The 20,060-nt window shown below is 57.8% G+C and carries 17 protein-coding genes; 5 read left to right on the top strand and 12 right to left on the bottom strand.

The genetic code is table 11. The features are described 5' to 3' along the window. Positions 1-25: 25 nt before the first annotated feature. Positions 26-1,216, bottom strand: coding sequence for an ArsB/NhaD family transporter (locus NATPE_RS20785; RefSeq protein ID WP_006182464.1), 1,191 nt, complete (start codon positions 1,214-1,216; stop codon positions 26-28). A 240-nt stretch (positions 1,217-1,456) separates the two neighbouring features. Next, complete coding sequence (locus NATPE_RS23605) at positions 1,457-1,960, bottom strand: DUF7260 family protein (protein ID WP_434783259.1); 504 nt, start codon at positions 1,958-1,960, stop codon at positions 1,457-1,459. A 566-nt stretch (positions 1,961-2,526) separates the two neighbouring features. On the opposite strand from NATPE_RS23605, the gene ilvD reads away from it, so the two are divergent. Then, positions 2,527-4,266: a dihydroxy-acid dehydratase gene (gene ilvD / locus NATPE_RS20780; protein ID WP_015299350.1), complete on the top strand. Its 1,740-nt coding sequence runs from the start codon at positions 2,527-2,529 to the stop codon at positions 4,264-4,266. A gap of 441 nt (positions 4,267-4,707) precedes the next feature. On the opposite strand, the gene NATPE_RS20775 is transcribed toward ilvD, so the two are convergent. Together NATPE_RS20775 and NATPE_RS20770 are read right to left on the bottom strand one after the other, a co-directional pair. Further along, positions 4,708-6,966, bottom strand: a complete 2,259-nt coding sequence (locus NATPE_RS20775) for an NADP-dependent malic enzyme (RefSeq protein WP_006182462.1) — start codon at positions 6,964-6,966, stop codon at positions 4,708-4,710. Between the two features lie 71 nt (positions 6,967-7,037). Then, a complete protein-coding gene (locus NATPE_RS20770; protein WP_006182461.1) occupies positions 7,038-7,676 on the bottom strand; it encodes an IMPACT family protein in 639 nt (212 codons plus the stop codon). A 116-nt stretch (positions 7,677-7,792) separates the two neighbouring features. On the opposite strand from NATPE_RS20770, the gene NATPE_RS20765 reads away from it, so the two are divergent. Next, the gene (locus NATPE_RS20765) at positions 7,793-8,074 is read left to right on the top strand and encodes a DUF202 domain-containing protein (RefSeq protein ID WP_006182460.1); all 282 of its coding nucleotides are present in this window, start codon (positions 7,793-7,795) and stop codon (positions 8,072-8,074) included. Positions 8,075-8,275: 201 nt separating this feature from the next. On the opposite strand, the gene NATPE_RS20760 is transcribed toward NATPE_RS20765, so the two are convergent. After that, positions 8,276-9,052: a formate/nitrite transporter family protein gene (locus tag NATPE_RS20760; RefSeq protein WP_006182459.1), complete on the bottom strand. Its 777-nt coding sequence runs from the start codon at positions 9,050-9,052 to the stop codon at positions 8,276-8,278. 252 nt (positions 9,053-9,304) lie between these two features. Between NATPE_RS20760 and NATPE_RS20755 the strand changes: the two genes are divergently transcribed. After that, positions 9,305-10,138, top strand: a complete 834-nt coding sequence (locus NATPE_RS20755; RefSeq protein ID WP_006182458.1) for a ZIP family metal transporter — start codon at positions 9,305-9,307, stop codon at positions 10,136-10,138. 86 nt (positions 10,139-10,224) lie between these two features. Here the strand turns inward: NATPE_RS20755 and NATPE_RS21940 are convergent, their stop codons facing one another. Beyond that, positions 10,225-10,860 carry an IS6 family transposase gene (locus NATPE_RS21940; protein WP_006182457.1) on the bottom strand — a complete coding sequence of 212 codons (636 nt, stop codon included), beginning with the start codon at positions 10,858-10,860 and terminating at the stop codon, positions 10,225-10,227. Positions 10,861-10,965: 105 nt separating this feature from the next. Between NATPE_RS21940 and NATPE_RS20750 the strand changes: the two genes are divergently transcribed. Both NATPE_RS20750 and NATPE_RS20745 read left to right on the top strand, forming a co-directional pair. After that, entirely contained in the window at positions 10,966-11,205 is a 240-nt protein-coding gene (locus NATPE_RS20750) for a UPF0058 family protein (protein ID WP_006182456.1), read from the top strand. A gap of 426 nt (positions 11,206-11,631) precedes the next feature. After that, positions 11,632-12,651 (top strand): histone deacetylase family protein, encoded by a 1,020-nt coding sequence (locus NATPE_RS20745; protein ID WP_006182455.1) that lies wholly within the window; start codon positions 11,632-11,634, stop codon positions 12,649-12,651. Positions 12,652-13,064: 413 nt separating this feature from the next. Here the strand turns inward: NATPE_RS20745 and NATPE_RS20740 are convergent, their stop codons facing one another. From NATPE_RS20740 to NATPE_RS20710, 6 genes are all read right to left on the bottom strand, one after another. Continuing rightward, a complete protein-coding gene (locus NATPE_RS20740) occupies positions 13,065-15,038 on the bottom strand; it encodes an aconitate hydratase (protein WP_006182454.1) in 1,974 nt (657 codons plus the stop codon). Between the two features lie 130 nt (positions 15,039-15,168). Continuing rightward, complete coding sequence (locus tag NATPE_RS20735; protein ID WP_006182453.1) at positions 15,169-15,570, bottom strand: hypothetical protein; 402 nt, start codon at positions 15,568-15,570, stop codon at positions 15,169-15,171. A gap of 84 nt (positions 15,571-15,654) precedes the next feature. Continuing rightward, positions 15,655-16,917 carry an isocitrate dehydrogenase (NADP(+)) gene (gene icd / locus NATPE_RS20730; protein ID WP_006182452.1) on the bottom strand — a complete coding sequence of 421 codons (1,263 nt, stop codon included), beginning with the start codon at positions 16,915-16,917 and terminating at the stop codon, positions 15,655-15,657. A 58-nt stretch (positions 16,918-16,975) separates the two neighbouring features. Next, positions 16,976-17,560 carry a TATA-box-binding protein gene (locus tag NATPE_RS20725; RefSeq protein WP_015299346.1) on the bottom strand — a complete coding sequence of 195 codons (585 nt, stop codon included), beginning with the start codon at positions 17,558-17,560 and terminating at the stop codon, positions 16,976-16,978. 786 nt (positions 17,561-18,346) lie between these two features. Then, positions 18,347-19,168: an IS5 family transposase gene (locus NATPE_RS20715; protein WP_015299345.1), complete on the bottom strand. Its 822-nt coding sequence runs from the start codon at positions 19,166-19,168 to the stop codon at positions 18,347-18,349. Positions 19,169-19,228: 60 nt separating this feature from the next. Next, complete coding sequence (locus tag NATPE_RS20710) at positions 19,229-20,044, bottom strand: universal stress protein (protein WP_081597665.1); 816 nt, start codon at positions 20,042-20,044, stop codon at positions 19,229-19,231. Between the last annotated feature and the right edge of the window lie 16 nt (positions 20,045-20,060).

Raw genomic sequence — 20,060 nt, 5'->3', positions numbered from 1 at the left:
CCGTCCGGTGTCCCCTCTTCACCGCTCAGAATAAAAGCAGTCCCGTCGCAACAGCGGTCGTCACCACTGCGATCGGGAAGCCGACTCGAACAAGTTGTCCGACCGAAATGTCGACCCCACGGCGACTCGCCTGATCCAGAACGATCAACGTCGCAGCACTCGCCACGGGCGTGGCGTTCCCGGCGAGTGTACTCACCGCGGCCAGCAAGTACCACGACTGCGGGTCGGTGACTGTCGTCGATAGCAGCACGACCGCCGGGACATTGCTCACGACGTTCGAGAGTAGAAAGATCACGCCAGCGAACCCGATCCCGCTATCGACTGCACGGAGCCGGTCCACCAGTGTCGTGCCTTCGAGACTCCCGACGAGAACGAACAGTCCCACGAAGAGGACGAGAATTCCCCAGTCCATCTCCGCGAGAATGTCGTTTCCGGGCACTTTTCGGAACAGCTGCAGCCACGCGAGATGGAGCACACCCATCGAGGCTGCAACGATGCCCGCGTTCGTCGACGGGAACGCAGCCAACAGTACGAACGTCGCGAGCAGAAAGCCACCGCTAGAGAGCGCCCACTGTCGATCGAGGTCAGGCAGCGATACCGTCGATCGGACGGCCGTCCCGTCGTACTGGACGGCCAGGAGAAGACTTGCCACGAGCAACGAGACGAACGCGACCGGAGCCAGCGTCTTCACGAACGCGACGGTCGAGAGGCCGCTCTGACTTAGAATGTACGCGTTCTGGGGGTTACCGAGTGGTGTCGCGAGGCTACCGATGTTCGCCCCGAGAATAACCGCAATCAGCGGTCCGGTCGGCGTCGTATCCGTTCCCTTGACCGCCTGTATCAATACGGGCGTCATCAACAGGACGACCGCGTCGTTGAGTGCGAGCGCGCTCAATCCGGCGGCGACCCAGAGCGTGCCGATGACGAGTCGCCGAACGGTCCCAGTCCGCCGCACGAGGAGTGTGGCTGCCCATGGGTAGAAGCCGCTTCGAGAGAGCGCTTCGACGTGTGCGAGCATCCCGAACAGAAGCAGGATCGTCTCGGTATCGATGCTCGCGAGCGCCTGTTCCGGTGATGTGGCCCCGAGGGCGACGACGACCACCGCCCCGGTTGCCGCCGTGACGGCACGGGTGAGCGGATACACCCGAATCTGGCGAAAAAAGAGCAGGCCGAACGTGAGGCCGACCAAGCCAGTCACCAGTGTTTCGGAGACCATTCAGCGACAGTCAGTCCAGTATCCTTGTGAACCCACCAGATTTCGGTCTGGATTTACGATCCTCTACTGGGGTCATCAACTGGCAGACGCCTCGCGAGTCGTCGGTGACGCGTCCGGTCGTGTAGCTCAGTTTTTGACGTGACGATGTATCCGTCTTCTGTGCCGTTCCAGCCGTCGTCTGCAACCATCTGTGCGGCCTGTTTGAAGCGGTCTATCGTCTGTTGAAGGAGTTGGTGAGCATCATCGCCCACGTCGAGTTTCACGACGGCAGGACGTCGAAACTCGACAGTTACCATATGTATTTATATTTACGAAAGTATAAAAGTTATTTATATGGTGGAACAACTCTAGGGAGTCATCGGTGGTGTAGTCGGTGAATTGCCACACGGAGTTTACGCGATTCGCTCCCGCCTGTTCGTTCCTCGGTTCCGACCAGTCGGAACACTCGTCACTCACGTGAAGGACGGGATTCCTTCGCTGTATCAAGATGGCGGACGCCGGCGTCAAACCGTTGTTCGTCGTTCCCCGACGGAATTGCTGTCGAGTGCGAGCCACATCCTCACAGAGGTCGCGATAGCTTGCCACCGTTTCGTGCCGCTGTTGCAGTGAGTCGAAGCCGACGCCGGTCAACGATATCTCGTTCGCGTCGACGATCCATGCCCTGATTTCCCAGGGGATGAGGTCAATCTTCCCGCCTTCGATCCGGTATTGACCTCCTCCGCGTTGTGTCGGAACGCTCGTCACTCACTGGAAGGCGGGGGTATGCGTTCGCATCTCGATCAATCTCGCCTGCGTTCAAGCTCATCACCTAGCTCCTAATTGACTATATTATCAATTCTCATTATTACATCAATTACTGATACTGATGTATCGGTCGTTCTCTTTTAACTGGTATATGTGATTACGGAATGAAAATTTATAATTGTTAGCTATTCAGGCCTGAGTCCTGTTTCAGTTGGTACAACCGTAAATTAGCTTGATAATGAGCAATACTGGCCATATATCGTTGTTGATTGTTCCGATATTTTCCCCCCATAGCTGATTCAGTGGTAGACTACGGCGAGATCGCCCTTAGATAAGGTGTCTTCGGAAGCGATACTCGCTTGAACAATAAATTCTGACTAGAAGGGCCGAGTATATCGATAAATTTTATATTTTTAATGATTATAACTTCTTACTATAATATCTCTGTCAAACCCTCCGCGTCAAATTCTGGCCACCAAAATAACAATCGCCAGTTTCGATATAGATATCTGAGTGGCGTCGCGTCTAGACGACCCTATTAAGCCCCTCCGATACAGACTCCCCTTATGAGCCGACAGCTAGCGTCCGAACAGTCGGATCGACAGAAATCAGCAGACCTGCGCAGCGGCGAGGTGACTGATGGCGTCGAACGTGCCCCGCACCGTGCTATGTTTCGGGCGATGGGATACGACGACGAGGATCTAACCTCGCCGATGGTCGGCATCCCGAATCCTGCAGGAGATATCACACCGTGTAACGTCCACCTTGACGACGTGGCCGACAGCGCGATCGACGGCATCGACCAAGCTGGTGGAATGCCGATCGAATTCGGGACGATCACAATCTCCGACGCGATCTCGATGGGGACCGAAGGCATGAAAGCCTCGCTCATCTCACGGGAGGTGATCGCCGATTCGGTCGAACTCGTCGCCTTCGGCGAACGCATGGACGCACTCGTTACCGTCGCTGGGTGTGACAAAAACCTCCCTGGAATGATGATGGCGGCGATCCGAACCGACTTACCGTCCGTGTTCCTCTATGGCGGATCGATTATGCCTGGCGAACACGACGGCCGCGAGGTAACGATCCAGAACGTCTTCGAGGGTGTCGGGGCGGTCGCCTCAGGAGAGATGTCCGAGGACGACCTCGACGACCTCGAGCGCCACGCCTGTCCCGGTGCCGGCTCCTGTGGTGGGATGTTCACCGCAAACACGATGGCGTCGCTGAGCGAGGCGCTCGGGCTTGCCCCGCTCGGATCTGCCAGCGCGCCCGCTGAGAGTGAGGAACGGTATACTGTCGGGAGGCGAGCCGGTGAACTCGTGCTCGACTGCGTTGAACACGACCGAAAGCCATCCGACATCCTCTCGAAGGAGAGCTTCGAGAACGCGATCGCGCTGCAGGTCGCGATCGGGGGGTCGACCAACGGTATCTTACACCTGCTCGCGCTGTCCGCCGAAGCCGGGATCGACCTCGAGATCGAGGAGTTCGACCGTATCTCTCGGCGCACACCCAAGATCGTAAATCTCCAGCCCGGCGGGGAACGCGTCATGAACGACCTCCACGAAATCGGTGGCGTCCCCGTCGTCCTCCGCCGACTACTGAACGCCGGGTTGATCCACGGCGACGCACTGACAGTGACGGGCCGGACGATCGAAGCAGAACTCGATGAACTCGATCTGCCACCAGACGAGGAGATCGATGTTGATTTCCTGTACTCGGTCGAGGAGCCGATTCATGACGAGGGTGCGATCAAGATCTTGACGGGGAACATCGCGCCCGACGGTGCAGCCCTCAAGGTGACCGCAGACGACAATTTCCATCACGAGGGGCCAGCACGGGTCTTCGAAACCGAGGAAGCTGCCATGCAGTACGTCCAAGACGGCCACATCGAATCGGGTGACGTCATCGTCATCCGCAACGAGGGGCCCCAGGGCGGCCCGGGGATGCGGGAGATGCTCGGCGTCACCGCCGCCGTGGTCGGTGCCGGCCACGAAGACGACGTCGCGATGCTAACGGACGGCCGGTTCTCCGGTGCAACGAGGGGACCGATGATCGGTCACGTTGCCCCCGAAGCCTACGTTGGTGGTCCGATAGCCGCCCTCGAAGACGGCGACCACGTCACCATCGATATCCCGAACCGATCGATCGACGTGGATCTCTCGGACTCCGAGCTAGAGGGCCGACTCGACGACTGGGAGCAACCTGATCCCCCCTATCCATCTGGTGTTTTGGCAAAGTACGGATTCGCGTTCGGGTCGGCGGCAAACGGCGCCGTCACGAATCCCAGCCTCAAGCGCGAGAACTAACAGGATCGAAGCTAGAATTGCCCGGCCTGTTCGCAAGCCGGAGTTCTCGACGCAGCTAGCGAGTAGCTTCCAATCATCACTATCATGAAATACCAGTAACGAACAAATAACAAGAACAAGTCTCACTCCTTGAATTGAAAGAAAGCGAGGAATCGTTCGCCACATTCGCGACAATTAACCCATGCCTTTCCATCGGCGTTCTCCTCTGACTTGATCAGGAAGCTATTCTGTGGGATTATCGCCATAGCTTCCGCATTAAACTCGGGACACCGGGCTGATTGTCCCGTTGGTGGTTTGGACATACCCCACATGTTCGTGGGAGATATTAAAAAAAAAAAAAACTCCGCTACATTAATGCGTGGGGAGCCAGTGGAGCGGGCAGTTCATGTGCAACTCTTCCCTGCGCTCGTGTCATCCATCGCTCAGATACCTGGTATGTGCTCACATAATTCTCTGCTGTGCGTCGACGACCGCGACACTCGCCAGATTTACGATGTCGTTGACTTCGTCGCCACGCTGCAAGACGTGGACTGGCTTGTCCATCCCGACGAGCATCGGACCGATCGCCTCGGCTCCGCCGAGCCGCTGGAGCAGTTTGTATCCGATATTGCCCGCTTCCAAGTTCGGGAACACCAGGATGTTCGCCGGGTCATCGAGGTCGGCGAACTCGTAGGTCCCCTGGAGGATATCCTCAACGACGGCAGTGTCCGCCTGCATTTCGCCGTCGACAGGGAAATCGACATCGGGGTCCTCGCGCAGGCTGGCAGCCGCACGGCGAGGCTTGCGCGTCCCCTCGTTGTCGACCGAGCCGAAATTCGAGTACGACAGCAGGGCGGCCCGCGGCTCGATATTGAACCGCCGGGCTAACTCCGCCGTGTGTTTGGTCACTTCCGCGAGCACTGCCTCGTCGGGCTGTTGGTTGACGGTCGCATCGGCACAGAAGACGACCCGATTCTTGAACGTGAGCATGTAGACGCCAGCCGCGTACTCGGTGTCAGCGGCGGTACCGATGACCTGGAGCGGTGGGCGCAGTGCCGACGGATAGTGATGCATGAGCCCGGTGAGCATTGCGTCGGCATCACCCATCTCGACCATGACCGAACTCAGGTAGTTGCTATCCTGGACGAGTGTGTGTGCTTCGCGGCGCGTAATGCCCTTACGCTGCCGGAGTTCGTAGAGTCGCTCAGCGTACGGGTCAAGATTGGTCTCTGTAGGATCGACGATTTCGGGGTCGACGTCGAGCGCCAGCGTCTCGATAATCGTTTCGATGCGATTGCGGTCGCCGACGAGCACGGGCTCGGCGATACCCTGTTCGACGAGCTGGGCGGCCGCCCGGATCATCTTCTCGTTATCACCCTCGGCCAAGACGACCCGCTTCGGAGCAGTTTTCGCCTTATTTAATACGATCCGCATCATCTCCCGGGACTTCCCGAGTCGGGCCTCCAGTTCTTCGACGTACGCCTCGAGGTCGAGTTCGCGGCGGGCGGCCCCGCTTTCCATCGCTGCTCGCGCAACGGCGGGCGCAAGCTCGAACAGAACCCGTGGGTCTAACGGCTTGGGGAGGATGTACTCGGACCCGAACTGCAACGGTTGATCGCCGTAGGCTTTGACAACGGCATCCGGGACGTCCTGGCGGGCGAGGTCTGCGAGGGCCCGAGCGGCGGCGACCTTCATCTCTTCATTGATTTCGGTAGCCCGCACGTCGAGTGCCCCCCGGAAGATGAAGGGGAACCCGAGCACGTTGTTCACCATATTCGGGTAGTCCGATCGGCCCGTAGCCATGATCACGGTGTCATCGCGAGCCTCCTTAGCCGTCTCGTAGTCGATCTCAGGATCCGGGTTTGCCAGCGCGAAGATGATGGGGTCGTCCGCCATCGATCGAACCATCGCTTGATCGACGATACCGCCCACCGACAGCCCGACGAACACGTCCGCGCCGATCATCGCATCGCTGAGGTCGCCGTCGGAGACGTCGCGCGTGAACTCGCGTTTATATTCGTTGACGCCATCCGTCTCGACGCGATGCTCCGTAATGATCCCCGATGAATCACACATCGTGATATTGTCCCGAGAGACACCGAGTGAGACGTAAAAGCGAGCTGTTGCGATGGCAGCAGCACCCGCCCCAGAGAAGACTATCTCGAGATCTTCGAGGCGTTTCTCCGCGATAGCGGCGGCGTTGAGCAGTGCCGCACCACTGATGATCGCCGTCCCGTGCTGGTCATCGTGGAAGACAGGGATATCTAGCTCCTCGCGGAGTCGCTCTTCGAGTTTGAAACACTTGGGGGCCTTGATGTCTTCGAGGTTGATTCCCCCAAAGGTCGGTTCCATCGAGGCAATCGCACGGCTCATCGCGTCTGTGTCAGCTTCATCGAGTTCGATGTCGAAGACGTCGATGTCTGCGAAGCGCTTGAACAGGACGCCCTTCCCCTCCATGACGGGTTTCGAGGCTTGTGCACCGATATCGCCTAATCCGAGGACCGCACTGCCATCCGAAACGACGCCCACGAGATTGCCCTTCGCCGTATAGGTGAACGCATCTGCCGGGGTGTCACGGATGGCGCGGCACGGGGCAGCGACACCTGGCGAGTATGCTAGGCTCAGATCCCGTTGTGTATTCGTTGGTTTCGTCGTCGAGATCTCGATCTTCCCGGCTGGCGGCGTTCGATGGTACTCCAGAGAGTCCTCGTCTAATCCCATAGTACAGAGTTTTTACGTATCGGCTAAAAGGTGCCTATCTTCCTGTGCCAGTATTCAGTGGTGTCAGTCCCCTAACGCCCCTGATCAGGGAATTGGACTCGATTGCTGGTTGCGCTACGGAGCCTATCGCGGAGGTCCGCTGCCGTCTCGAGAGGAACCCGAACCGTGAACCGAACGTCCGCCTCGTAGTCGGCATCGAACTCGACGTCAGCACTCTCCAAGATCGAACGAACCGTCCCAGAGTCATCGTATGCGACGGCGATGGCGAACCGTTCGTGGGGACGCTCCTCAATCACTCCAGCGTCCGTGATGGCATCGGTCGTCGCCCGGGCGTAGGCCCGAGCCAGTCCGCCAATACCCAGGTTCGTCCCGCCGTAGTAGCGGGTGATGACCACGACCACGTTTCGCAACTCCTGGCCTTGAAGGACGTTTAGAGCGGGTTTCCCGGCCGATCCCGAGGGTTCGTCAGCGTCGCTCGCGTACTCCCGGAGGAATCCCTCATCTGTGGACCCTCCGGCTGTCGGTTCCGCAGGCACGCGGTAGGCCGGGACGTTGTGTGTCGCGTCGTCGTACTCCTCCTGGATCTCCTCGATGAACGACTCCGCGGCGTCAACCGACTCCGCCGGGGCGACATGGCCGATAAACTCCGATCCCTGGACTGTGAACCGTGTCTGACCACGGCCGCCGACAGTCCGATAGGTATCAGCCATACGGTAATCATGACTGTGGTTCTGGAAATCACTGTCGCTCAAAAGTAGATTACATCATCTCTACACCATCGATTGGCTATCCATAATTTCATCCACGAGGGGTTCATTCGTGACCTATGGTCGAAAAAGCGGACGTTCAGCTGGAACTTGCACAAGAAAGGACCCGGCTAGCACGCGAGCGGACCATCCTGGCCCATATCAGAACTGGCTTCGCCTCGTTTCTCTTTGGAGCAGCCGTCCTCGGGTTATTTGGTGACTCACTTTCTTTCGTCGGGACGGCGTTCATTCTCGTTGGTATTGTATTTCTTGCTACCAGCGGGATATCGTACCTTCGGAGCAATCAGCGTGTTAGCCATCTCCTCGACGATATCGAACGTCCGTTCCATCGGAACGGATAGCAACGGACCTGCCTCGTTTCGGTGTCAGAATCAGTCCCTTTTCCCCGCGGTATTCCACGCTGAACTGCCGTTCTCCGACTGATAAGAGCTGTAACCCGAAAGTGTATCGGCATCCAGGGTAACAACCCCTAAGCGGTTGTCGCTTAACCCAGGCACAACTCCAATCCACCAGAATATCCTCTGACTTCAACGGCAAACTCGTTACTCAGCTCCTCGAACAACGTGGCCGTATTTCAGCAGAGCGACGAACGTCACGCCGCCGAATGCGTTTCCGACCGTCGCAAGGAGAACGAACTCGAGATAGTCCAGGACAGAGATCGATGATGCGGTGAACACACCAAAGAGCACCTCGACGTTCCCCGCGATAGAGTGCGGCAGGTGCAGGATCCCGATCATCGCAGTGATGACCCAGATGACGATCATTTGGCTCGTCGTCTCCTGAGCGGCGGTGATCAGCCAGGCCAGCAACCCCATCAGCCACCCGGCGAACACCGCACCGACGAACAGTCGCTGTACGTCAGCGAAGACAAGATTCGACGCGATTGCTTCGAAGGCGGCCGGTGTAACGACTCCCAGGCCTGGGAGCAGAACGACGACGAGGAGTGTAAACACGACCCCGCCGACGATGTTCCCAACGTAGACCAGTCCCCAGAGCCGAGTGAGCTGCCGCATCGTTGCTTGCCCGTCGAGTACAGGCATCACGGCGAGGGTGGTGTGTTCGGTGAACAGCTCCGATTGACCTAGGATGACGAAGAGGAACCCGATGGAGTACACGCTCGCCATGAGTAACTCCGTCGGGAGGTCCCCAAAGCCACCGGGGGAGAGTGTCAGTACCACGCCCATCATGAGCGGGCCGAATCCAATATCGAGACCAGCCGAGAACCCAGAGAGTAACAGGCCGGACGTCTGGCGGTTGATCTCGTTGAGGCCGCCGTCGATCAACAACTCGAGGACCTCGCGCGTTGGGGTCTGTCTCATGCAGCGGCACCTCTCAATTTCGTGTTCATGTACGTATGCACGTCTGTACCGTATCGTTGAGCAAGGTGGTATCCAAAGGTTCCTATCTTTCCGCGAGATTCCTCTCGCAGTTCCGCAGTGGGTCGAGACGCTTGTCCTCAAACGGGGATGGGCCCGTGACGTTGTGACGAGTCTTGTGACGGGCTTGGTCGTACAAATCCACACCAACAACGGGATATTTATCCCCGGGAACGTGAATCAGATACTAACTCGATGGTTTCAGTAGCTGAGCTATTTGTTCGAGTCGCTGGTGAAAACCCCGTAATTCAGGGGTTTGTCGGTGGCATCGTTATCGCGGGACTCAATTTGTTCGGCGCGTTGTTGGTGTTCGTCTGGCGCGACCCGTCGGAACGGGCGCTCGATGGTGCCCTCGGGTTTGCAGCTGGTGTGATGCTGGCCGCAGCCTTCACGAGTCTCATCATCCCCGGAATCGAGCAATATTCTGGTGGAAATCCGATTCCGACGCTGGTCGGCATCGTACTCGGCGTCATCTTTCTCGATCAAGCCGACCGGCTCGTCCCACACGCACACTACTTGCTGACCGGGCGCAGACGGGCAGATGAGGCCAACCCCAGTACGTCCCTCCCAGTCGCTAACGAACGACTGGTTCCCGTCGTGCTGTTCATTTTAGCGATTACACTTCACAATATGCCAGAAGGACTGGCAGTCGGCGTCGGGTTCGGCTCCGGGGACATTGATAACGCAATTTCGCTGATGCTGGCGATCGGTATCCAAAATATTCCTGAAGGACTTGCCGTCTCGGTAGCGGCGATCAATGCAGGGCTCGATCGGCGCTCCTATGCCGTCTTCGCTGGGTTGCGGTCGGGAATCGTCGAAATCCCGCTCGCGGTGGTGGGTGCCCTGGCGGTGAATGTTGTCGAACCCCTCCTCCCGTATGCGATGGGGTTCGCCGCGGGCGCAATGCTGTTTGTGATCTCCGACGAAATCATCCCCGAGACTCATACGCATGGCTACGAGCGGACCGCCACACTCGGGGTGATGGCTGGCGTCATCGTGATGCTGTATCTCGACGTCAGTTTGGGCTAAACACAGCCGATTACAAAACAGGACGAGGTTCTAGATAGCACCTCTACACCATCCGAGCAAGGTGAATGCTAACGCGACGGTCGTGTTTAGTTAGGAGCATTGAGCCAGGCAGCAAATGCTTGGAGCCAATTTTCAGCGGTTTGCGGCTCAACGTGGCTAAAACAGTTTGAGAACGAGGAAGTTCGGCGTTTGAGTTCTCGAAAAATTCGTTCGATGGCGTTCCGATTTCCATTTCGTTCTGTTTGAAATCGGAGCCCAGCTCTGGCCAGCGCAGTTTGGAGGTGTTGAGCGCCATCGACCAGAAACACGGCGGATTCGACATCGTGTTTCTGACGAAGTTCTCGTAGAAAGATCTCGGTTAATGCGGTCGTTGTTGTCGAAAATAGTCGAAGATGCAGCAAATTGTTAATGTCGGGATCGGCGGCAGCATACAGCCAGAATTGCTGATCATTAATTCGAATCACGGTTTCGTCCACAGCAACGTGATTCGGGCTTCGACCCTCTGTGGGCTGTAAATCGGCCTTTTGGACCCAATCGTGGACTGCTTTACGAGATCGATCGACACCCAGTTCTTCGAGGATAGAGACGGTATTCGACAGCGAGACCCCCGCTAACTGCAGTTGAATACCGAGCTTCATCGCACGCTCGGGTGTCCGCTGTCGTTCCACAAAATCCAAATCAATCCAGTCTGTACATCCGCTGAGGCGGTTGATTTTTGGCATAGAGCACCAAGAAATCACCCCGCCTCACTCTTCATCCTTAACTAAACACGACCAACGCGACACAGAATACTACTATAAGTCTGGAATCGAAAGCGGAATTTGGTAATGAACAAGCAAGCGTTCCTGCACCTCCATGGTCTCCTGGCAGAAGTATCAGAACAGTACGAATCACGGATATCAGGCGATCTTGAACTCGACGAGTACGAGACGCTCGATACCCGACCAACATCGATCCACAAATCGAAAGACGACCACAAGGCCGCTATGTTTGCACTCGCACGAGATATCACCTCCGACATGGAGATAGATTCAGAAACCGAACCGGTCGCTCCAACTGCCGACTGATTCTTTGAGCGATGTTCTAGCGGTATATCCGACAGTACACAGCCGCGCCTGACGCAATGACCGCTTCACGTGGCGACAGATCCCTACATGGGATTACCGTGGTGTTCGGGCAAGAGATCTCCCTCCAAATACGACGATCGTGACCGAAGATTTCATCGCAGAGACTGGGCCTGTAACTGGTTCGGAAACCCTTAAGCAGGCTATCTGCCTGATTGGTACTATGAGCACTGAGTTATCAGCTTCGCGAACCCGGCGAGAGGGGGAGACTCCCCACACGGTCGGTAGCCAGCAGAGTACCCAACCGACGTACGGGAAATCACGATGGCGGGTGCACAATGATGTACTGACCAAATCGGTGAACCAGAGGCGCGATGGACGAACCCACTCATATCACGGAGATCATTCCCGTTTCGAAATTAGTCATGTATGAAATTCGGGTATTCTGAAGTCTGCCTCGACCACGAAACCGGGCCACGTCATCCCGAAAACTCGGACAGACTGCGAGCCATCCGGCGGGCACTTACAGACTACAACGACGTCAAGTACGTCGACGCGGCTCCGGCGACACGTGATCGTATTCTTGCGGTGCACGACGAGGACTACGTCGCCGAGTTCGAATCGTTCTGTGCGTCTGGCGGAGGAAACTGGGATGCTGATACCGTCGCTGTTGAGAGCACGTGGGAGGCAAGCCTTGCCAGCGCTGGTCTTGCCGAGTGGGCCGCCAAAACGGCCCTTGACCAACGAACCGAGCAATTTCCTCCGTTCTCACTCGGCCGGCCGCCGGGTCACCATGCTGTCGAAGATGACGCGATGGGCTTTTGCTTCTTCAATAACATCGCAATCGCTGCCCAGTCCGTCATCGATGTCGGGACCGCTGAGCGGGTGGCAATCATCGATTGGGACGTCCATCACGGGAACGGGACACAGGAGATTTTCTACGACGACGGCAGCGTCTTCTACGTCTCGTTCCACGAGGACGGACTCTATCCGGGCACCGGCTTCGTTGAAGAAACCGGCACAGGTGACGGCACGGGGACGACACTGAATGTGCCGTTTCCACCTGGAACGACTGAACATGGCTATCTCACCGCGATCGACGAGGTGGTCGGCCCCGAATTACTCGCGTTCGATCCTGATCTGCTTCTGGTAAGTGCCGGCTTCGACGCACACAGACATGATCCAATTTCGCGGATGTCCGTTTCAACCGATGGGTATGGCTTACTGACCCAGCAGGTTCGAAAGATTGCGGTCAGCACCGGTGCTGGTTTGGGATTTGTGCTCGAAGGCGGCTACAGCCTCGATACGCTCTCCGAAAGCATTCAGATGGTATATGACGTCTGCAGTGGCTATCAGCCAACCACGGAAGACTGTGAGGTATCCGACGCTGCTCGCGACGTCATCGATAGCCTCATAGCACAATTCGAGCAGACGAATGCAAGAGGATGAACCCACCTCGTTCGGCCAATTTTCTGTGTGGTCTGGGCGACACGACAGGTGGAGACAGCTCGCTATTCGAATCGACGCAACGGGACGATTACCATTCTGTCATCGTTCGATTTCGAAGTCACCGACTGAGACTTTCTCTCGGAAGACAGCCAACGATAGCTCGAGTGTATCTTGGAGGCCTTCTAACTTGACCTGGCTATCCTCTACACCCATATACCAAAAGACCTCATTCGTTCGAGTATGATACAGAGACTGACCGCCCCAGATGAGTTGTCCGTTGATTTCAAGCGTCTGATGTCGGTGAGGCATTCCTGGTGTCTATTGATTATTTAGAGTTGGCTTAGTAGTTTGGTCAATGGAAGACTACGCGCGAGTTCCGTACCTCACAAAAGAACGACCCAGGGAATACCGAATCAGTCGTCGGCCGGAGCGGCGCCGCCCTCGTCGTGTTGCATCTTCGTGTGCGAGAGTTTCCCACCGGCCGCGAGAATCTCTCGTTCACGCTCGGATGCGTCTAGGTGCCCGGACGCGTCCCAGTCGCCGTTGACACGGATGGTGAACTTCTCTTGACCGGAGCGAACAGCGTCGGCTGCATTGTCGACGATTTCGATGTCGTCGCCCTGCTCGATTCGTTCGTAGGTGTCCTCGTCGATCTCGAGCGGGACGATGCCGAAGTTGAAGAGGTTCGCCTTGTGGATGCGGGCGAAACTCTGGGCGAGAACAGTCTCGATTCCGAGATACATCGGACAGAGAGCGGCGTGTTCGCGCGAGGATCCCTGTCCGTAGTTCTCCCCAGCAACGAGGACGCCGCCATCAGCCTCGAGCGCACGCTGGGAAAACGTCTCGTCGATTCGCGAGAGCGTGAATTCCGAGAGTTTCGGGATGTTCGACCGGTACATCAGGACGTCCTGGGTCGCCGGGAGAATGTGATCTGTGGTGACGTTGTCTCCCATCTTCAACAACGCTTCACCACCGACCGCTGTCTCTAGCGGATCTTTCAGTGGCACGTCGGCGATGTTCGGCCCCTTGATGAGCTCGTCGTCGACCGCCTCATCGGGTGCGATCAGATCGGCGTCGGAACTCTCGATGTATGTCTCGGGTAACTCGACGCCGGGAGCTTCGAGGTCGTCCAGCTCCTCGGCAAGCGTTCGTGGATCGATGATTTCGCCCTTGATCGCGGCTGCGGCCGCGACTTCCGGCGAGCAGAGGTAGACCGAGTCGTCTTCGAGACCGGAGCGCCCCTCGAAGTTCCGGTTGAAGGTTCGCAGCGAGACGGAGTCGGAGGCGGGTACGTGGCCGATACCGATACAGGCACCACACGTGGATTCCGAGAAGTTGACGCCAGCAGCCATCAGTTCCGCCGTCCAGCCCTGCCGCGCCAACATTTCGGAGGCTTTCTTCGAGCCCGGCGCGACGATCATCTCGGTTTTCTTCTCGATGGTTCGTCCGTCCAGCATCTTCGCAGCAGGGAGGATGTCCTCGTAGCCGCCGTTCGTACAGGAGCCGATCATGACCTGATCGACCGTAGTCCCCGCGACGTCAGAGACCGGAACGACGCTGTCGGGCATCGACGGCGTGGCGATGAGCGGTTCGAGATCCGCGAGATCGACGACGATCTCGTCGTCGTACTCGGCGTCCTCGTCGGGGCCGATTTCGACGAAGTCGTCATCGCGTCCGAGGCGTTCGAGGTAGTCCCGTGTCTGGTGGTCGCTCGGGAAAATCGAGGTGGTCGCACCGAGTTCGGTCCCCATGTTGGTGATGGTGGTCCGTTCGGGGACGGTCAGGGTCTCGACGCCGGGGCCGGTGTATTCGAGCACCTTGCCGACGCCGCCCTTGACCGACAGGCGACGGAGCAATTCGAGGATGACGTCTTTGGCTGTGGCCCACTCCGGCAACGCGCCTTCGAGGCGGACGCTGACGACTTCGGGCATGTCGATGTAGTACGCGCCGCCGCCCATGGCGACAGCCACGTCCAGCCCACCGGCACCGATCGCGAGTTCGCCCAGGCCGCCAGGCGTCGGCGTGTGCGAGTCCGACCCGAGCATCGTCTTGCCGGGCGCGGCGAAGTTCTCCTTGTGCACGTTGTGGCAGATACCATTGCCCGGGCGCGAGAAGTGCGCGCCGAACGTACCCGCGGCTGAACGCAGGAAGCGGTGGTCGTCCGTGTTCTTAAAATCGAACTGGTACGTCTGGTGATCACAGTACTGTGCGGCGAGGTCCGTCTGGACGTCGTCGAGGTCGAGCGCCTCGAACTGGAGCCAGACCAACGTCCCAGTCGTGTCCTGTGTGAGTACCTGATCAATCTCGATGCCAATTTCCTCGCCAGGAGTCAGTTCCCCGTCGACGAGATGGTTGTCGAGAATCTTTTCTGTGAGCGTCTGTCCCATACGTATAGTCGTCGAGAGTGTGGGAGCATAAATCCCGCGTCTGCCGCCTATCGTCAGCTGAAACCGTCTCTGATGGCTATACCGGCGTTTTGCCCGTATTTACCGCGTTATTCACTCTGCTGGTCTCATCTCAACCGAGGCGCCGAAAGAACCGTCGGATGCGCGGGAATCGATGGGATTCCGTGGCTTCCTGGAGTATCTCGTCTATCTCCTCGAGTGTGGGATCTGCGGGCGAGATGGCTCCGTCGCGGAATCGGGTATCGAGAGAGGTGATGAGGGATTCAGCTGCTGTCAGTGCCGCATCCTGTGTACGGTATTCCTCGAGTGAGTAGTCGTGACGGATATGGGTTGCTGCTGTTCGATTGATCGTCGAGAGTTGGAGCGTGTACTCTTCAGCATCCGCTGATCGCTGAAGGAGAGATACGACAAACGTCGTCGTGGTGGACGGAGCGCACTGAAATTCCACCAGAGCTGAGCGCTGTTGCTCCTCATCGGGTCGCTGGCTCCACCCCGATGGAAGCTTGAGTTCCATTGTAGCGTTCAACCGCTCCGATTAACCGTTATTCATCCGCCGTCACCACCAACAACTGGGATTCACCATTTGTTGGGTATGGGATCAGGCTAGCCTTTCGATGTGCTCAGCAACCCGATTGGCGAACTCACTGGTGGCGACCTTCTCACCGCCGTCGATCTGCCGGTGGATGTCGTACGTGACGTATTTTTCCGAGATCGTGGCTTCGACAGCGTCGCGGATGAGATCGGCAGCATCGTCCCACCCGAGGTATTCGAACATGATGCGTCCGGAGAGAATCATCGCTGAGGGATTCACCTTGTCCTGACCGGCGTACTTCGGGGCGGACCCGTGAACTGGTTCGGCCAGGATTCGTCCATCGCCGATGTTGGCACCGGGGGCGATACCGAGCCCACCGATCTGAGCACCACACGCGTCCGAGAGGTAGTCGCCGTTCAGGTTCGGCATTGCGAGGACGTCGTACTCGTCGGTCCGAGTCAGCAGTTGCTGGAGCATGTTATCGGCGATGCGGTCGTTGACGACCACGGCGTCTTCGGGGGCCTCCCCGTCGCGTTCCTCCCAGAGCGTGTCTTCCGTGATTACCTCGTCACCGTACTCTTCTTCTGCGACCTCGTAGCCCCAGTCACGGAACGCCCCTTCGGTGTACTTCATGATGTTGCCCTTGTGAATGAGGGTGACCGAATTGCGGTCGTTCTCGAGGGCGTAGTCGATGGCTTTCCGAACTAGCCGCTTGGTACCGAACTCGGAGATGGGCTTCAGTCCGATCCCGACGGGCCCGTCATGGATCATCTCGTCGTAGCCCATCTCCTCCTCGACGAACTCGCGAACCTGCTGGACCTCCTCAGTCCCGGCCTCCCACTCGATACCGACGTAGACGTCCTCGGTGTTCTCCCGGAAGTTGACCATGTCCATCTGCTCCGGGTTCTTGACAGGCGACGGGACGCCATCGAGATAATAGGTCGGCCGGACGTTCGTGTAGAGATCGAGTTCCGTACGCAGCGCGACGTTCAAACTGCGGTAGCCGGCGCCGACCGGTGTCGTAAGCGGCCCCTTGATGGCAACGTTGAATTCCCTGATTGCGTCGATGGTTTCTGCGGGGAGATTCTCACCGTACTTGTCGCGGGCACTCTCGCCGGCATAGAGCCGCATCCAGTTAATTTCGCGGCCCGTTTCTTCTGCTGCCGTGGAAAGTACCGTCTGGGCTGCAGGGGCAACGTCTGGACCGATGCCATCACCGTAGATGATCGGGATAATCGGATTATTTGGAACGGATAACTCGTCGGTTTCGGCGTTCTGGATCGTGATTTTCTCACCGCTATCGGGAACGTCGACTCTGTCGTAGGTCATTCCCCTCAGCGTGCGAGGGCAAGTAGCAAAAGACCTGTGTTTCCTCTGTCTGACTCAGCTATTGATAGAGACCGTCCCAGGGATTGTTGAGCAAATCGAGCTCCCTGAGTCGAGAATGTACCGTTTCAAGCGCGCTCTGTGCATTATCCCGCGTCTTGGCGCCTGTAATCACTAGTTTCCCGCTTCCGAAGAGCAACACAACGACCGGTGGTGACGTCAATCGATACACGAGGCCGGGGAATTGCTCAGGTTCATACTCGGTATGTTCTAATCCGAGCCCGATCGCAATGGCATTGAGATCGATCTGTTCACCCAGGTCCCCACTGGAGACGATATTCTGGATAGTTATCTCCGGTTGGTCGACGACGTCGATACCGAGATCACGCAGGTCCTGAAAGAGGATATTCAACGCATCCGTCACGTCTGCAGTGCTTTGGGCACCGGTACAGACGATCTTCCCCGACCGAAAGAGGAGTGTGACCGCGTTCGGGTCCTGAATCCGATGGACCATCCCTGGAAAATTACCCGGATTGTATTCTGAATGCGGGAGATCATCAGCAAGTGCCTCGAGGTTGAGTTCCTGGCCAACGCCTGTCGATGCCACCACGTTCTCTATTTTTAGGGGTGCTGTAAGACTACTCATAGCACTCGATGAATGTCTCGGTGTCTACTGTGCGTCAGGGCGCTACATTTCTGACCTAGCTGTCGTGTTTGCATAGGTACTGGTGACTGAATGGGGCGACTCATGTACTGGCTCGCATCGTCTTATAAAAGACAACTGGTTCAAGCAGCAATAAGGTATCGGACCCAACAACGGAAGAACCCAGACAGATCACTACAAGGAGAGTCGATTCTCTTCACCGTTCGCGGTCGATACAACAGTCCATACGATAGTTATATCGATTCCTGAAATCAGGACCACGCAGCCATCTATGCCCGGTGGACGAGTGCGACATCACAGTCAACCTCGTGGATACGTTCGAATGTCGGCGTAGAAACGAGACGTGAGACAGCACTTCGATCGGTACTCGCCCCGATAACGACCAAATCGTAGAGGGACGCGTTGCGATCGATGAACGCTTCGACCGAGCCGCTATCGACTCGCGTCTCAATCGGTGCCGTGAACGACTCGATGAGATTCTCGAGCATTATCTCGGCCATTCGTCGCTCGCGTCGCTTGGACACACAGGTACACGCACTAATTGTTCCCCCACTGGGGAGAAGTCGATTGGCGAAATCGAGCATTGCGTTGGCGAGCTCCCCCGACGAGCGAACCATCACCAGGATGCGCTGCCAGTTCGTCCGCCCGTTCGATGACCGGAACACGATGGCATCCGAATTTCCATTCAGGATCCGTCGAACAAATGGGCTCGGATCGTCCTCCTCGGTTTCATATGCTCTGTAGGATCGCCCGGCATCTGCGTGATTTTCACGAATATCTGACGCTCCGGCGGAGGTTGTAGACGGTCGCTTTCAGCGTCATCTCGCGGAATTCCAGCCACCAGCTGCGCGCGTGGACAGTGGCACCGAGCGTGCGTTTGAGGCTGGAAAAGGCGGTTTCGGCCATCCAGCGCTGGTTGTACGCGTCGGTGTCCATCCGACCGTTGTGGGCGTGGTCGAACGGCGCGAGGATCCGGTGTTTGATCAGTGGTCGAACGCCGTTTTCACGGAGTCCGCCCCGGAACGCCATCGAGTCGTAGCCCGAATCGGCCGCGAGGCTCCGCAGGTCGCCCGCGTTGCGCCGGGCGACCTGTGGGCCGACCCGGAAGTCCGACGGTTTGCCCGCCGCCGAGTGAATATCGGTGATGTAGAGCGTCTCGACGTCGACGAGCGCGGTGACTTTCAGCGCGCGCAGGTGGTAGTGCGCGCGCTGGGCGTAGTGACGGCTGGGATGGTCGCGGTCGAAGCCGGTTGCGTCGAGCGCGGCGTGGCCGCTGCGTTTCTGGGCGGAGGCGCCCAGAAACGCCCGCCAGCGCTCGGTCGGCACTTCGACGAACCACGCGTGGACCGTCGTGAAGTGTGGCACGCGCGAGAGGCCGATCTCGGCCAGAATGCCGGGCATCTCCGCGAGCAAATCACACGTCCCGCGGTAGGATTTGCCCAACTCAACCCGGAGGGCATTCACCGTCAGCATCGCCCATTCGGCGTAGCTGCCGCCACCCACTGGATCGGCCGGTTCGGCAGGGTTCGCGACAACGTCTTTTGCTCTCGCCACCGATTCACGAGTGAAGAGGCGGATTTCGGAGCACATACACCCGCCTCTTCGCATTCTACCAATATAGCGTAGCCGTGGCCCCGCCGTCTAGCGATCCTACAGAGCAGTTTCATAGGGGCAGACGATCAAATCACAATTCTCGGTTTCTGCAGTCCTGAGAACGGTTTCGCCGGCAGAACCATCTTCGACGGCGACGACGAATTCACAGGGCACGTCGACGACGGAGGCGATCCGATCCTGGAGTCGTTCAAGGTCGCGAAGTTGCTGTTCGGCGAGGTGCTCTTCAGCCGCCTGGGTGACGGAGTCCTCTGACGGTTCGTCACTGTCTCCAGAAACAGATTCTCGTCCGGTCGCTTCCAGTTCTGTTTCCGTTTTTTCGATCGTCTCCGTACTGACCGTTTTCATGAGAACGATCTTTCCGGCATCGTGAGCAGCGGCCAACCGTGCAGCGAACAGGACTACTGAATCAGTAGCATCGCCGCGAACCGGGACGAGAATCTGATCGTCGCTCTGGGCGGATTGGAACAGGTAGCGTGCCCGTTCGTGATAGACGCGGCGTCGCCAGACCACGAACACACCGGCGACGAGGAGACTCGAGACCACGATTCCGGTCACGTACGTCAGCCGCTCGGCGCCAGTTACGAGGACGAGGAGGGAAGTCGAGAATGCCGTGGGTTCTTCCAGCGACAGCCCCCATGTTACGACACCGGTGAGAAAGATTCCGAGCGCAGCTGCACTGGCGTGAACCTGCAACTGTTCGGGCGGGGGTAGATACCAAATTCGTGCGCTCACCTCGAGGGCGAGCCAGCCGCTGAGTGCGCCAGCAGTTATCCCGCCGACAAACTTGCGTGGCGAGGAGTAGCGACCGTCAGGGTCAGCAAATAGTGTATACGCGCCCGAGGCGAGGGGCATTTTTTCTTTCACCCTT

The sequence above is a fragment of the Natrinema pellirubrum DSM 15624 genome (assembly GCF_000230735.2).
In the GTDB taxonomy this organism is placed as follows: Archaea; Halobacteriota; Halobacteria; order Halobacteriales; family Natrialbaceae; genus Natrinema; species Natrinema pellirubrum.
Note: the sequence above shows the minus strand (reverse complement) of the source record. Positions and strands in the feature narration are given on the sequence as shown.

Bases quoted from the DNA above. Each gene is read 5' to 3' on its own strand.
- NATPE_RS20785 (WP_006182464.1), bottom strand. From the start codon at position 1,216: ATGGTCTCCGAAACACTGGTGACTGGCTTGGTCGGCCTCACGTTCGGC.
- ilvD (WP_015299350.1), top strand. From the start codon at position 2,527: ATGAGCCGACAGCTAGCGTCCGAACAGTCGGATCGACAGAAATCAGCA.
- NATPE_RS20775 (WP_006182462.1), bottom strand. From the start codon at position 6,966: ATGGGATTAGACGAGGACTCTCTGGAGTACCATCGAACGCCGCCAGCC.
- NATPE_RS20770 (WP_006182461.1), bottom strand. From the start codon at position 7,676: ATGGCTGATACCTATCGGACTGTCGGCGGCCGTGGTCAGACACGGTTC.
- NATPE_RS20765 (WP_006182460.1), top strand. From the start codon at position 7,793: ATGGTCGAAAAAGCGGACGTTCAGCTGGAACTTGCACAAGAAAGGACC.
- NATPE_RS20760 (WP_006182459.1), bottom strand. From the start codon at position 9,052: ATGAGACAGACCCCAACGCGCGAGGTCCTCGAGTTGTTGATCGACGGC.
- NATPE_RS20755 (WP_006182458.1), top strand. From the start codon at position 9,305: ATGGTTTCAGTAGCTGAGCTATTTGTTCGAGTCGCTGGTGAAAACCCC.
- NATPE_RS21940 (WP_006182457.1), bottom strand. From the start codon at position 10,860: ATGCCAAAAATCAACCGCCTCAGCGGATGTACAGACTGGATTGATTTG.
- NATPE_RS20750 (WP_006182456.1), top strand. From the start codon at position 10,966: ATGAACAAGCAAGCGTTCCTGCACCTCCATGGTCTCCTGGCAGAAGTA.
- NATPE_RS20745 (WP_006182455.1), top strand. From the start codon at position 11,632: ATGAAATTCGGGTATTCTGAAGTCTGCCTCGACCACGAAACCGGGCCA.
- NATPE_RS20740 (WP_006182454.1), bottom strand. From the start codon at position 15,038: ATGGGACAGACGCTCACAGAAAAGATTCTCGACAACCATCTCGTCGAC.
- NATPE_RS20735 (WP_006182453.1), bottom strand. From the start codon at position 15,570: ATGGAACTCAAGCTTCCATCGGGGTGGAGCCAGCGACCCGATGAGGAG.
- icd (WP_006182452.1), bottom strand. From the start codon at position 16,917: ATGACCTACGACAGAGTCGACGTTCCCGATAGCGGTGAGAAAATCACG.
- NATPE_RS20725 (WP_015299346.1), bottom strand. From the start codon at position 17,560: ATGAGTAGTCTTACAGCACCCCTAAAAATAGAGAACGTGGTGGCATCG.
- NATPE_RS20715 (WP_015299345.1), bottom strand. From the start codon at position 19,168: ATGTGCTCCGAAATCCGCCTCTTCACTCGTGAATCGGTGGCGAGAGCA.
- NATPE_RS20710 (WP_081597665.1), bottom strand. From the start codon at position 20,044: ATGCCCCTCGCCTCGGGCGCGTATACACTATTTGCTGACCCTGACGGT.